The organism is Stenotrophomonas maltophilia group sp. msm1 (genome assembly GCF_032025805.1).
Taxonomy (GTDB): domain Bacteria; phylum Pseudomonadota; class Gammaproteobacteria; order Xanthomonadales; family Xanthomonadaceae; genus Stenotrophomonas; species Stenotrophomonas hibiscicola.
Genome location: NZ_JAVSKH010000001.1, coordinates 1,336,829 through 1,349,660 on the forward strand (window position 1 = coordinate 1,336,829; position 12,832 = coordinate 1,349,660).

Annotated in this window: 12 protein-coding genes; all 12 read left to right on the top strand. The window is 68.4% G+C overall.

All coding sequences use genetic code 11. The features are described 5' to 3' along the window. The first annotated feature begins 14 nt into the window (after positions 1-14). The 12 genes from ROV95_RS05915 (at position 15) to gspD (ending at position 12,695) form a co-directional block, all read left to right on the top strand. Positions 15-1,868, top strand: coding sequence for a S8 family peptidase (locus tag ROV95_RS05915; RefSeq protein ID WP_021203162.1), 1,854 nt, complete (start codon positions 15-17; stop codon positions 1,866-1,868). A gap of 136 nt (positions 1,869-2,004) precedes the next feature. Next, positions 2,005-3,726 (top strand): type II secretion system ATPase GspE, encoded by a 1,722-nt coding sequence (gene gspE, locus ROV95_RS05920; protein ID WP_058980469.1) that lies wholly within the window; start codon positions 2,005-2,007, stop codon positions 3,724-3,726. A gap of 24 nt (positions 3,727-3,750) precedes the next feature. After that, positions 3,751-4,971 carry a type II secretion system F family protein gene (locus tag ROV95_RS05925; protein ID WP_312543480.1) on the top strand — a complete coding sequence of 407 codons (1,221 nt, stop codon included), beginning with the start codon at positions 3,751-3,753 and terminating at the stop codon, positions 4,969-4,971. 49 nt (positions 4,972-5,020) lie between these two features. After that, positions 5,021-5,464, top strand: coding sequence for a type II secretion system major pseudopilin GspG (gene gspG / locus ROV95_RS05930; RefSeq protein ID WP_021203164.1), 444 nt, complete (start codon positions 5,021-5,023; stop codon positions 5,462-5,464). 6 nt (positions 5,465-5,470) lie between these two features. Next, entirely contained in the window at positions 5,471-5,965 is a 495-nt protein-coding gene (locus ROV95_RS05935; RefSeq protein WP_019661005.1) for a GspH/FimT family pseudopilin, read from the top strand. Then, on the top strand, positions 5,962-6,381 hold the full coding sequence (locus ROV95_RS05940) for a prepilin-type N-terminal cleavage/methylation domain-containing protein (protein WP_312543481.1): 420 nt from the start codon (positions 5,962-5,964) through the stop codon (positions 6,379-6,381). Before ROV95_RS05935 ends, ROV95_RS05940 begins: the two co-directional genes overlap by 4 nt. Further along, positions 6,378-7,010 carry a type II secretion system protein J gene (locus tag ROV95_RS05945; RefSeq protein ID WP_019661007.1) on the top strand — a complete coding sequence of 211 codons (633 nt, stop codon included), beginning with the start codon at positions 6,378-6,380 and terminating at the stop codon, positions 7,008-7,010. Before ROV95_RS05940 ends, ROV95_RS05945 begins: the two co-directional genes overlap by 4 nt. Beyond that, positions 7,007-7,870, top strand: a complete 864-nt coding sequence (locus tag ROV95_RS05950; protein WP_134735097.1) for a general secretion pathway protein GspK — start codon at positions 7,007-7,009, stop codon at positions 7,868-7,870. Before ROV95_RS05945 ends, ROV95_RS05950 begins: the two co-directional genes overlap by 4 nt. Continuing rightward, complete coding sequence (locus ROV95_RS05955; protein ID WP_312543482.1) at positions 7,867-9,012, top strand: PilN domain-containing protein; 1,146 nt, start codon at positions 7,867-7,869, stop codon at positions 9,010-9,012. The genes ROV95_RS05950 and ROV95_RS05955 overlap by 4 nt, the downstream gene beginning before the upstream one ends. After that, the gene (gene gspM / locus ROV95_RS05960; protein WP_312543829.1) at positions 8,993-9,700 is read left to right on the top strand and encodes a type II secretion system protein GspM; all 708 of its coding nucleotides are present in this window, start codon (positions 8,993-8,995) and stop codon (positions 9,698-9,700) included. The genes ROV95_RS05955 and gspM overlap by 20 nt, the downstream gene beginning before the upstream one ends. Then, positions 9,690-10,478 (top strand): hypothetical protein, encoded by a 789-nt coding sequence (locus ROV95_RS05965; RefSeq protein WP_312543483.1) that lies wholly within the window; start codon positions 9,690-9,692, stop codon positions 10,476-10,478. The genes gspM and ROV95_RS05965 overlap by 11 nt, the downstream gene beginning before the upstream one ends. A 9-nt stretch (positions 10,479-10,487) precedes the next feature. Next, positions 10,488-12,695 carry a type II secretion system secretin GspD gene (gene gspD / locus ROV95_RS05970; RefSeq protein ID WP_312543484.1) on the top strand — a complete coding sequence of 736 codons (2,208 nt, stop codon included), beginning with the start codon at positions 10,488-10,490 and terminating at the stop codon, positions 12,693-12,695. Positions 12,696-12,832 lie beyond the last annotated feature (137 nt).

The window sequence follows — 12,832 nt, forward strand, 5'->3', positions numbered from 1 at the left end:
AAGAGGAATTCGACGTGATCAAGAAGCAGAACCTTCGCATCAATGTGCTTGCCGCCGCCGTGCTGTCGATGACCGCCGTCGGTGCCGTCCACGCCGCCGGGTTGCCGACCCGTGAACCGGTGCGCCAGGCCAGCACCGCCGAGCCGGGCACCCAGCGCATCATCGTCAAGTACCGTGCCGGCACCGCTGCGGCGGGCGACCGGTCGGCCAAGCTGTCCACCGTGCAGTCCGCGCTGACCCGCGCCAGCCTGTCCGGTGGCACTACCCGCGCCAGCGCGCTCGGCCCGCAGGTCGTGCGCAGGCTGGGCGTCGGTGCCGACCTGATCCGCCTGCAGGGGCGCCTGGCGCCTGCCGAACTGCAGCGCGTGCTGAAGGAACTGAAGGCCGATCCGTCCGTGCAGTACGCCGAGGCCGATGTGAAGCTGCGCCGTACGGAGCTGCGTGCCGGTGACGTGCAGCCGGCGCTGGCGCCGAATGATCCCTACTACCAGCAGTACCAGTGGCACCTGCACAACGCCACCGGCGGCATCAACGCACCGTCGGCGTGGGATGTATCGCAGGGCGAAGGCGTGGTGGTGGCGGTACTCGACACCGGCATCCTGCCGCAGCACCCGGACCTGGTCGGCAACCTGCTGGAAGGCTACGACTTCATCAGCGATGCCGAGACGTCGCGCCGTGCCACCAACGACCGCGTGCCGGGCGCGCAGGACTATGGTGACTGGGTCGAGAACGACAACGAGTGCTACACCGGCTCCGTCGCCGAGGACAGCTCCTGGCACGGTACCCATGTGGCCGGTACCGTGGCCGAGCAGACCAACAACGGCGTCGGCATGGCCGGCGTCGCGCACAAGGCCAAGGTGCTGCCGGTCCGCGTGCTCGGCAAGTGCGGTGGCTACCTTTCCGATATAGCCGACGCCATCACCTGGGCCTCCGGCGGCACGGTGGCCGGCGTACCCGCCAATGCCAACCCGGCCGAGGTCATCAACATGAGCCTCGGCGGCAGCGGCAGCTGCGACGGGACCTACCAGGAAGCGATCAATGGCGCGATCTCGCGTGGCACCACCGTGGTCGTGGCGGCCGGCAACGAGACCGACAACGCCTCCAAATACCGTCCAGCCAGTTGCGACGGCGTGGTGACCGTCGGCGCCACCCGCATTACCGGCGGCATCACCTACTACTCCAACTACGGCACCCGCGTGGACCTGTCCGGTCCGGGTGGTGGTGGCAGCGTCGACGGCAATCCCGGCGGCTACGTCTGGCAGTCCGGTTCCGATGCGGCCACCACGCCGGAGTCGGGCAGCTACAGCTACATGGGCATGGGCGGCACGTCGATGGCCTCGCCGCACGTGGCTGCCGTCGCTGCACTGGTGCAGAGCGCGCTGATCGCCAAGGGCAAGGATCCGCTGGCCCCCGCCGCGATGCGCACCCTGCTGAAGGAAACCGCGCGTCCGTTCCCGGTCAGCATCCCGACCGCCACTCCGATCGGCACCGGCATCGTCGATGCCAAGGCGGCGCTGGCCAAGGCGCTGGAAGAGCCGTGCACCGAGAACTGTGGACCGGTGGCGACGCCGCTGACCAACAAGGCCGCCGTGGGGGGGCTGAACGGCACGGCCGGCAGCAGCCGCCTGTACAGCTTCGAGGCAGCCGCTGGCAAGCAGCTCAGCGTGATCACCTACGGTGGCACCGGCAACGTGTCCGTCTACATCGCCCAGGGTCGCGAGCCGAGCGCCAGCGACAACGATGGCAAGTCGACCCGTCCCGGCACGTCCGAAACGGTACGGGTGAACAAGCCGGTGGCAGGCACCTACTACATCAAGGTAGTGGGCGAAGCGGCCTACAACGGCGTGAGCATCCTCGCCACGCAGTAAGCCTGACGTGTCGTAGTTGAACGGCCGAGGCCCGTCATCCTGTGTGACGGGCTTCGTCTTTTTACGAAAGCTGGCCGCAGGGCGGCGGAAATCATGGCTTAACTGCTAAAGTCGGTCCGATTGACAGGAGAGTCACGTGAACGCGCTCGCTGCAACCGTTACCGACGATGCCGAAGGCCGCATCCTGGATGCGCTGCTGGCACGCGGCCGGCTCAAGGAAGGAGACCTGGCGCGCGCGCGGCCGTTGCACGCCGAGGCCGGCGGCAGCCTGCTGGGCCTGCTGGTGCGCCTGGGCCTGGTGTCTGAACGCGACCAGGCACAGACCAGCGCGGAGGTGCTGGGCCTGCCGCTGCTGGAGGGCAGGCAGGTGCCGGAGGCCCCGCCACAGGCACTGGCCGAGGGCATGCCACTGTCGCTGCGCTTCCTGAAGCAGTTCCATGTGTGCCCGCTGGAGTTGAATGAACACGGGGTGCGTCTGTGGCTGGCCGATGCCCACGATGCCTATCCGCAGCAGGCCGTGCAGTTGGCGCTGGGGGTTCCGGTGACACCGGTGCTGGGCATGCGCGCGGAGATCGATGACTTGGTCGAGCGCTGGTTCGGCCAGGGCCGCAGCGCGATGGGCGCGATCGTGGAGACCGCAGACGGCGAGGGCGGCGCGGTCGACGATATCGAGCACCTGCGCGACCTGGCCTCGGAAGCGCCGGTGATCCGCCTGGTCAACCTGGTGATCCAGCGTGCGGTGGAACTGCGCGCGTCGGACATCCATGTCGAACCGTTCGAGAGCCGCCTGAAGGTCCGCTACCGTGTCGATGGCGTGCTGGTGGAGGGCGAAAGCCCGCCGGCCAACCTCACCGCAGCGGTGATCAGCCGCATCAAGATCATGGCCCGGCTCAACATTGCCGAGCGCCGCCTGCCGCAGGACGGCCGCATCATGCTGCGCGTGCAGGGCAAGGAGCTGGACCTGCGCGTGAGCACCGTGCCGACCGCGCACGGCGAAAGCGTGGTGATGCGCCTGCTCGACCGCGAGACAGTGGTGTTTGATTTCCACCGGCTGGGGTTCACCGATGCGTTCCTGCCGCAGTTCCGCAAGGTGCTGGAACAGCCGCACGGCATCCTGCTGGTGACCGGCCCGACCGGCTCGGGCAAGACCACCACGCTGTACACCGCGCTGAGCCAGCTCAATACCGCCGACGTCAAGATCATCACGGTCGAGGACCCGGTCGAGTACCAGATCGAGGGCATCAACCAGATCCAGGCCAAGCCGCAGATCGGCCTGGACTTCGCCAACGCGCTGCGCAGCATCGTGCGCCAGGATCCGGACATCATCATGATCGGCGAAATGCGCGATCTGGAAACCGCGCGCATCGCGATCCAGTCGGCACTGACCGGCCATCTGGTGCTGTCCACCCTGCACACCAACAATGCCGCCGGTGGTATCACCCGCCTGCTCGACATGGGCGTGGAAGACTACCTGCTCACCTCCACCATCAACGGGATTCTGGCCCAGCGCCTGGTGCGCCGGCTGGAACCGACCCACGCCGAGCGCTACGAGGCTTCGCCGGAGGAAATCAAACGCTTCGAGCTGCGCCGCCTGCAGCCGGAAGGGCCGATCCATCTGTTCCGCCCCAGGCCCTCGGCGCTGGCGCCGACCGGTTACCTCGGTCGTACCACCATCATGGAATTCCTGGTGATGAACGATGCGCTGCGGCGTGCGGTGATGCGCCGCGACGGCATGGGCGAGATCGAACGCATTGCCCGCGAAGCCGGCATGCGCACGATGTACGAAGACGGCCTGTCCAAGGCCCTCAGTGGGCAGACGACCATCGAGGAAGTCCTGCGTGTCACCGAGGAAAGCTGATGCGCGCAGGACGACGGGGCTGACATGCCGACCTACCGTTACAAGGCACTGAATCCGCACGGCGAGATCTTCGACGGGCAGATGGAAGCGGCCAGCGAGGCCGAGCTGGTCGCGCGCCTGCAGGACCAGGGCCATCTGCCGATGGAGACACAGCTGGCCGATGGCGGTGCGATCGGTGGCGGTACCTGGCGCAACCTGTTCCGCCAACGGCCGCTGCAGGGCGCGGCATTGCTGCAGTTCACCCAGCAGCTGGCGACACTGCTCGGTGCGGGCCAGCCGCTGGACCGCGCGCTGTCGATCCTGCTCGGGTTGCCCGAAGACGATCGTTCGCGTCGCGCGATCACCGACATCCGCGATGTGGTGCGCGGTGGCGCGCCGCTGTCGATCGCACTGGAACGCCAGCATGGGTTGTTCTCGCGCCTGTACGTGAACATGGTGCGTGCCGGTGAGGCCGGCGGCAGCCTGCACGAAACCCTGCAGCGCCTGGCCGACTACCTCGAACGCAGCCGGGCCCTGCAGGGCAAGGTGATCAACGCGCTGGTGTACCCGGCCATCCTGCTGGTGGTGGTGGGTGGTGCGCTGCTGTTCCTGCTTGGCTACGTGGTGCCGCAGTTCGCGCAGATGTACGAGAGCCTGGACGTGGCGCTGCCGTGGTTCACCAACGCAGTGCTGCAGCTGGGCCTGTTCGTGCGTGACTGGTGGGTGCTGCTGCTGGTGGTGCCGGCGCTGGTGGCGCTGTTCTTCGAACGCAAGGCGCGGCAGCCGGCCTTCCGGTTGGCGCTGGATGGTTGGCTACTGCAGCGCCGCGGCATCGGTCGTCTCGTCGGTGAACTGGAAACCGCGCGCCTGGCGCGCACGCTGGGCACCCTGCTGCGCAACGGCGTGCCCCTGCTGGGTGCACTGGGCATCGCCCGCAACGTACTGGGCAACCGCGCGCTGGCAGCCGACGTGGAAACGGCCGCCGATGAAGTGAAGAACGGCGCCGGCCTGTCGCTGGCACTGTCGCGAGGCAAGCGTTTCCCGCGCCTGGCCCTGCAGATGATCCAGGTTGGCGAGGAGTCCGGCGCGCTCGATACCATGCTGTTGAAAGCGGCTGACACCTTCGAACAGGACAGCGCCCGCCGCATCGACCGCCTGTTGGCGGCGATGGTGCCGGCGATCACCCTGGTGCTGGCCTCGGTGGTGGGTGCGGTGATCGTTGCCGTGCTGGTGCCGCTGTACGACCTGACCAATGCCATCGGTTGACGATGGATCCCTACGCAACCCCGACACTCCGCAACTGAAAGGACCGACCATGATTGCTTCCCGTCGACCGATCCGCCTTTCCTTCACCGCAGCGCGCAACCAGTCGGGCATGAGCCTGCTGGAGATCATCATCGTCATCGTGCTGATCGGCGCGGTGCTGACCCTGGTCGCCAGCCGCGTGCTGGGTGGCGCCGACCGCGGCAAGGCCAACATTGCCAAGGCACAGGTGCAGACCGTCGCATCCAAGGTCGACAACTACCAGATCGATACCGGCAAGCTGCCCGGCTCGCTCAATGATCTGGTGACTGCACCGGCTGGTGTGGCTGGCTGGCTGGGGCCCTATGCCAAGCCGGCCGATCTGAACGATCCGTGGGGCCATGCGCTGGAATACCGCACGCCGGGCGAGGGCCAGCCGTATGAGCTGATCAGCCTGGGCAAGGACGGCAAGGCCGGTGGCAGCAGTGTCGACGCCGACATCCGCTACCAGCCGTAACCGGGCATGTCGCGTTTCCTGCCGCGCCGGTTGCAACGCCCGCGCCTGCCCGGCAGGCGCGCAGCGGGCCTGTCGCTGCTGGAAATGCTGCTGGTGATCGCGCTGATCGCCGCGATCGGCCTGATCACCGCTGCCGGCCTGTCACGCGGTTTCGCTGGCATGCAGCTGCGCAGCGCCGGCAAGGACATCGCCAACCAGCTGCGCATGGTGCGCGCGCAGGCGATCACCCGCGGCGAGCCGCAGCGCTTTGTCATCGAGCCGGCCAAGCGGCGCTGGGAAGGCGCCAACCAGCGCCACGGTGACGTGCCGGCACAGCTGCAGGTGCAGTTCGAAGGCGCCGCGCAGCTGGCCACCGCGCCGGGGCAGGGCGTGATCGAGTTCCACCCCGATGGCGGCTCCAGCGGTGGCCGCATCCGGCTGCAGCGTGACGACGCCGAATGGCGCATCGACGTGGGCTGGCTGACCGGTGAGGTCCGCTCTGGCCCTTGGCGGGCGCAATGAAGCGGCGCGCCCGCGGCTTCACCCTGCTGGAAGTGATCATCGCCTTCGCCCTGCTGGGCCTGGCGCTGACGCTGCTGCTGGGCAGCCTGTCCGGTGGCGCAAAACAGGTGCGCGATGCCGAGCTGCGCACGCGCGCGGTGCTGCATGCGCAGTCGCTGCTGGCCGAAACCGGCGTCGCCTCGCCGCTGCAGGCAGGCAGCCGGCAGGGAGACTGGGAGCAGGGGCGCTACCACTGGGAATTGCAGGTCCAGCCGTGGGCGGAGCCGCGCGCAGGCAATGTCGCGCAGGCAACGTCACCGGGAACCCCCTGGCTGGCCGAACTGCAGCTGCAGGTGCGCTGGGGTGACAGCGAGCGCGAACAGCTGCGCTGGCGCAGCCTGCGCCTGTTGCCGCCCGACCTGGAGAATGCGCGGTGAAGCGCCGCGCCGCAGGGTTCACCCTGGTCGAAGTAATGCTGGCCACCGTGCTGCTGGCCGGCGGCCTGGCATTGGCCTTTGCCAGCGTGCGCTCGGCGATGGCGGTCAGCCAGCGCGGCGAACAGATCGCCGCCGAAAGTGAACGCATGCGGGCGGTCGAGTCTCTGCTGCGCAGGCAGCTGGCCGGCGCACTGCGCACCCCGCTGGAGGTCCCGGACCCCACCCGCGAACCGGTGTTCTTCCAAGGGGAAGAACAGCGCATGCTGTTCGCCGCCGACCTGCCCGGCTACCTCGGCCGTGGAGGCTCCTACCTGCACGCGCTGCAGGTGGACGGACGCGAGGGGCAACAGCGCCTGCTGCTGGACCTAGTGTTGCTGCAGGAAGGCGAGCGCATCGCCGAGAATCCGCCACGCCCGCCGGAGGTGTTGGTTGAGAACCTGAAGTCGGTGCAGCTGCGCTATCGCGGCATCGATGCGGGCACCGGTCAGATGAGTGACTGGATGCCGCGCTGGGACGATACCCGGCGGCTGCCGATGCTGGTGGAGATCAGGATCGTGCCCGCCAAGGGCGCGCCCTGGCCATTGCTGGTGGTGGCACCGCGCGCCGGTGGCAGTGGAGGTGCGCGATGAACCGGCAACACGGTGCGGCGCTGGTGCTGGTGCTGTGGCTGATCGCATTGATGACCGCGCTGGTCGGTGCGTTCGCGCTGAGCGCACGGGTCGAGCATCTGCAGCAGCGGGTACTGGATGACGAGGCACGCGGGCAGGAACGTGCGCGCGCCGGCCTGGAGTACGCGCTGCTGCGCCTGTCCGCTGATCCGCTGCGGGCGCCCTGGCGTGCCGATGGCCGCACCTACCGCTGGCAGTTCGATGACGCCAGCATCGAGATCAAGGTGCTGGACGAGAATGGCAAGATCAACCTCAACCTGGCCGACGTGACCCTGCTGACGGCGTTCCTCAAGGCACTCGGTGAAGACGAAGGCGCTGCCCGGCAGATGGCCGGCGCCATTGTTGACTGGCGTGATGAAGACAGCCTGCTGCAGCCCGGTGGCGGTGCCGAAGCGCCGGACTACGCGGCGGCCGGGTTGCCGTATGGCCCGCGCAACAAGCGCTTTGAGACACTCGGCGAACTGCAGCGGGTGCTGGGCATGCGCGGCCCGCTGTACAAGGCCATGCTGCCCCACCTGACCCTGTACAGCCGCCAGGCGCGCCCGGATCCCCAGTTCGCCAGCGCGCCGGTGCTGACCGCACTGGGGCTGGATGCGGATACCGTGCTGGCGCAGCGCGCCCAGCAGGAGCGTGACGCAGATACCGCTGGCGGTGCGACAACGCTTGCCAGCAGCAGCGGCACCTATAGTATCGAGTCCCGTGCAACCGACAGCAGTGGACGCCGGTCGGTGTTGCAGGCAGTGGTACGCAATGGCTCGGGCGGGGTTCCCGGGCGGTCCTACACAGTGCTTCGCTGGGAGCAGGGAATGACAGCAAGATGACGGCATGGCAGGACAGTGTGCGGCAGGTGCAGGGCCGGATCGGCCCGGGCGCCGGCCGTTTCCTGCGCTGGTGGCGGCAATCGCTGCTGGCGTGGGTGCCGGCCCGTTGGCAGTGGGCGCTGGGCTGGGCACAGGCGCGCCTGCTGCTGCAGCGCCAGGGTGACCAGCTGCAGGTCTGGCGTGAGGCCGGTGAACGCCGCGAAGCGGTTGCCAGCGTGCCATGGCCGCTGTCGCCGGTGGAACTGGACCGCGTGCTGGAACCGCGGCTGCGCAGCCTGCCACGGGTGTGGCTGCTGCCGGCCAGCGAGGTACTGCGTCGTCATCTGCGCTTGCCCGCGGCTGCGGCCGACCGCCTGCGCGCCGTGGTCGGTTTCGAGATCGACCGCCAGACGCCGTTCGAATCGAGCCAGGTCAGCTTTGACGTGCGTGAGCTGGGGGGCGCAGCCGAGGGCCAGCTGCAGGTCGAACTGATCGCCTGGCCGCTGCGCCAGCTGGAAGCGTGGCGGGCCAGCGTGGGCGAGTGGGCCGATGCACTGGCCGGTGTCGATGCCATCGACAGCGAGGGTGAGCCTCTGCAGGTGAACCTGCTGCCACCGGCGCAGCGCCAGTTGCGCGCGGATCCCATGCGGCGCTGGAATGTGCTGTTGGCGGTGGCCGCGCTGGTGATGCTGGTGCTGGCCGCCGTGCAGCTGCTCGACAACCGCCGTGACGCTGCCGATGCGCTGCGTGCGCAGGTCGAGCGCAGTGCACGCAGTGCGCGTGGTGTCGCCAGCGAACGCGCGCAGCTGCAGGCGCTGATCGATGGTGCCGCATTCCTGGAAAAGCAGCGCAGCCAGCGTGCCGGAACGGTGGAAATCTGGAATGAACTGACCCGGCGCCTGCCGGAGGGCACCTACCTGGAAAAGCTGGCCATCGAGAACAACAACCTGCAGCTGATCGGCCTGAGCCGCGAGGCCTCGCAGCTGGTGCAGCTGCTGCAGGATGCGCCGCAGTGGCGCAAGGTCAATCTGACCGGCGTACTGCAGGCCGATGGCGCCGCCAGTGGCCGTGACCGCTTCACCATGACCGCCGAACTGCAGCCGTTGCCGGCTGCGGCCCCGACCCGGGAGGCGGCCGATGCCGATGCCAAGCGCACGCCGTGACCGCTGGCTGGCACTGGCGCTGCTGCTGGCAGTGCTGGGCCTGGCCTACCTGCTGCTGGTGCACCCCTGGTTCACCCAGCCGCTGCGCGAAATCGATGCCGACGTGGCCGCCCTGCGCGAGCGCGAACAGCGCGTGCAGGCGCAGCTGCAGCAGCAGCCGCAGATCGAACAACGCCTGCGCGCCACCCGCGAGGCACTGCAGCAGCGGCCGGGCTTCCTGCGTGAAGCCACCGCCGAAGCTGCAGCCGCTGCGCTCGGCGCGAAGCTGCAGGATGCGGTGGCGATGGCCAGCCCGGGCAACCGCAGCTGCACCATCAGCAACCGCACGCCACTGACCGACAACCGTCGTGACGCCGAGTTCGTGCGCGTTGCCATGCAGGTGCGCCTGCGTTGCGGTGTGGCCGAACTGGCCACGGTGCTGCACAGCCTGGAAACCGGCAGCCCGCGCCTGTTCGTCGACAACCTCAACCTGATCGCGCAGCGCTTCCAGCAGTCGCCGAATGAATCCGGGCTCGGCCTGGACGTGTCGTTCGAACTGGCCGGTTACCTGCTGCCCGGTGCCGCTGCCGATGACGCTGCGGCGGCACCTGCAGCCGAGCCGGGCGCGGCGCCGCAACCGCCTTCGGCTGCACCGGCACCTTCACCGGCTGCGCCGGAAGAGGGGCAGGAGGTGGCCGATGAAGCTTGAGCAGATCAGCCTGCGCACCGGTTTCCTGCTGGCACTGGCCGGCTGGGCGGCAGCGGTCTGGCTGGCCACCGGCTTCGGGCTGGGCAGCCAGCAGCCAGCTGCCGGCGGCAATGCCGACGCGGTGCCCTCGTTGCCGGTGCTGCCGCCATTGGCTGCAGAACGCATGCCCAGCGCCGACAGCTACAGCGCAATCAGCGAGCGGCCGCTGTTCGCCGAGGACCGCAGGCCCAAGCCCTACCTGCTCGGTGGCAGCGAGCCCGCCGCCAGTGCCGCGCTGCGCCTGACCGGCGTGCTGCTGACCGGCAACTTCGGGATGGCCACTTTCACCACCGAGCAGAACCGCTCGCTGCGCCTGCGCCTCAACGGTGAAGCCGTCGACGGCTGGCAGCTGGTGGCGCTGCAGCCGCGCCAGGCCACCGTGATCGGCCCCGGTGGCAACCAGGTGCTGGAACTGGCGGTATTCAACGGGCAGGGCGGTGAACCGCCGACCGTACTGCGCGGCGCCAATGGTGTGCCGCCGGCAGGTGCGATCGTTGTGCCGCCCCCGGCAGGCGCTCCGCCGGCACCGCCGCCGGTTGCGGCAACCCCATCGCCGTCGCCTGCTGGCAGTGCGCCAGCGCCCTCGGCTGCGGCATCCGCCCCTGCCACCAACAACGGCCCCAGCGAAGCGCAGATGCAGGCCATCCGCGAACGCATCCAGGCCCGTCGCCGCCAGCTGCAGCAACAACAACAGCAGCAACAACCGTCGCCGCCCCCGGGCGATGGCACCAACCGATAGAGTGAATGCATGAGCCTGCGTTTCCTTCCCTGGTCCTTTGCCCTCGCGCTGCTGGTCGGCTGCAGCACCGTGTCCGCGCCGCATGTGCAGCGCAAGGGCAATCTGTCGCCCACTGCCGAGGCCGGCCAGGCGGCCAATGTCGCCGCGGATGCTGCCCGTGACGCGCAGGGCGCTCCGCAGGCAGTGATCCGCCGTGGCACCGGCACCATGATCAACCGCGAAGCAGCACGCGCACCGGCACCGGCACTGCATGGCGCCAGCACCGGTGAAGCAACCTTCAATTTCGAAGGCGAATCGGTGCATGCGGTGGTCAAGGCCATCCTCGGTGACATGCTGGGCCAGAACTACGTGATCGCACCGGGGGTGCAGGGCACGGTCACCCTGGCCACGCCCAAGCCGGTGTCGCCGGCGCAGGCGTTGAACCTGCTGGAGATGGTGCTGGGCTGGAACAACGCACGCATGGTCTACAGCGGTGGCCGCTACAACATCGTCGCCGCCGACCAGGCGCTGGCCGGTACGGTCGCGCCGAGCACGGCGCCCGCTGCCAGTGCGCGAGGCTTCGAGGTACGGGTCATCCCGCTGCAGTTCATCTCCGCCACCGAAATGAAGAAGGTACTGGAGCCGTATGCGCGGCCCAATGCGATCGTCAACGTCGACAGCGGCCGCAACGTGATCACCCTGGGTGGTACCCGCGCCGAGCTGGAAAACTACATGCGCACCGTCGAGATCTTCGACGTCGACTGGCTGTCGGGCATGTCGGTGGGCGTGTTCCCGATCCAGTCGGGCAAGGCCGAGCAGGTGGCTGCCGACCTGGAGAAAGTATTCGGCGAGGAGAGCAAGACGCCCAGTGCCGGCATGTTCCGCTTCCTGCCGCTGGAAAACGCCAACGCGGTGCTGGTGATCACCCCGCAGGTGCGTTACCTGGACCAGATCCAGCAGTGGCTGGACCGCATCGATACCGCCGGTGGCAGTGCCCGCCTGTTTTCCTACGAGCTGCGGTACATCAAGGCGCGTGACCTGGCCGAACGGCTCAGTGAAGCATTTGCCAGCAGTGGCAACCGCGGCGGTTCCAGTCCGGCCTCGCTGGCCCCGGGGGCGATGCCGTCGCAGCTGGGCAGCGACTCCGATCGTGGCATGGACAGCACCAACAACAACAGCAGCAGCTTCGGCTCGGTCCCGGGCAGCAGCTCCAGTGGCGGTGGCAACGGCAGCATGAACCTGCCGCAGCGCCAGTCCGGCAACGTCAGTGTCAGCCTGGAAGTGGAAGGCGACCGCGTGGGCGTGTCGGCGGTGGAGGAGACCAACACCCTGCTGGTGCGTTCGACCCCGCAGGCCTGGCGGTCGATCCGCGAGGTGATCGAGAAGCTGGATGTGATGCCCCTGCAGGTGCACATCGAAGCCCAGGTGGCCGAGGTCTCGCTCGATGGCGACCTGAAGTACGGCGTGAACTGGTTCTTCGACAACGCCGTGGCCGGGCGTGCCCTGACGGGCGCATTGGGCGGCGTGACCCTGCCGGCGACAGCGGGTGGCTCGTGGAGCAGCTTCGCCGGTGCCGCAACGGGCGGCGAAGGCCTGGGCTGGGCATTCACCGGCCACAATGGCGCGGCGGTGGTGAGTGCGCTGGACAAGGTCACGGATGTACGCCTGCTGCAGACGCCTTCGGTGTTCGTGCGCAACAACGCCGAGGCCACGCTCAACGTCGGTGACAAGGTGCCGATCAACACCACCACGGTGAATACCGGCATCGGCACCAGCAGCTACAGCTCGGTGCAGTACATCGACACCGGCGTGATCCTGAAGGTGCGCCCGCGCGTGACCCGCGACGGCACGGTGTTCCTCGACATCGTGCAGGAAGTGAGCAGCGCCTCGAACGTGCCCGACAACTGCAATCCGACCGAGCGCAACTGCAACCCGCGCATTTCCACAAAGAAGCTGTCGACCGAAGCGGCGGTGCAGAGCGGCGACACCATCATGCTGGCCGGCCTGATCACCGATTCGGGCACCGATGGCAGCAGCGGCATTCCCGGCCTGAGCCGGATTCCGGTGGTTGGCGCGCTGTTCGGGCAGAAGAGCCGCTCCAGCCGCCGTTCCGAAGTGATCGTGCTGCTGACCCCGAGCATCGTGCGCAACAGTCTGGAAGCGCGGAATCTGACCGACGAGTACAGCCAGCGTTTCCGCGCGATGGAGCCACTGAACCAGCCGCGCGCAAAGAAGTAAGGGGTTTGCGGCCGGGCTGCGCCCGGCACCCGCCGAGGCCGGAGCAACAGCAACAGCGGGTTTACTGAGGGATGGCGGGGCACTGCGGGTTTGCGGGGACGCCGTGAATACGTCCATGTAGGCTTGGTCGCCGCATC

Excerpts from the sequence above, each read along its gene's own strand:
- ROV95_RS05925 (WP_312543480.1), top strand. The coding sequence starts at position 3,751 with ATGCCGACCTACCGTTACAAGGCACTGAATCCGCACGGCGAGATCTTC.
- gspG (WP_021203164.1), top strand. The coding sequence starts at position 5,021 with ATGATTGCTTCCCGTCGACCGATCCGCCTTTCCTTCACCGCAGCGCGC.
- ROV95_RS05935 (WP_019661005.1), top strand. The coding sequence starts at position 5,471 with ATGTCGCGTTTCCTGCCGCGCCGGTTGCAACGCCCGCGCCTGCCCGGC.
- ROV95_RS05940 (WP_312543481.1), top strand. The coding sequence starts at position 5,962 with ATGAAGCGGCGCGCCCGCGGCTTCACCCTGCTGGAAGTGATCATCGCC.
- ROV95_RS05950 (WP_134735097.1), top strand. The coding sequence starts at position 7,007 with ATGAACCGGCAACACGGTGCGGCGCTGGTGCTGGTGCTGTGGCTGATC.
- ROV95_RS05955 (WP_312543482.1), top strand. The coding sequence starts at position 7,867 with ATGACGGCATGGCAGGACAGTGTGCGGCAGGTGCAGGGCCGGATCGGC.
- gspM (WP_312543829.1), top strand. The coding sequence starts at position 8,993 with ATGCCAAGCGCACGCCGTGACCGCTGGCTGGCACTGGCGCTGCTGCTG.
- ROV95_RS05965 (WP_312543483.1), top strand. The coding sequence starts at position 9,690 with ATGAAGCTTGAGCAGATCAGCCTGCGCACCGGTTTCCTGCTGGCACTG.
- gspD (WP_312543484.1), top strand. The coding sequence starts at position 10,488 with ATGAGCCTGCGTTTCCTTCCCTGGTCCTTTGCCCTCGCGCTGCTGGTC.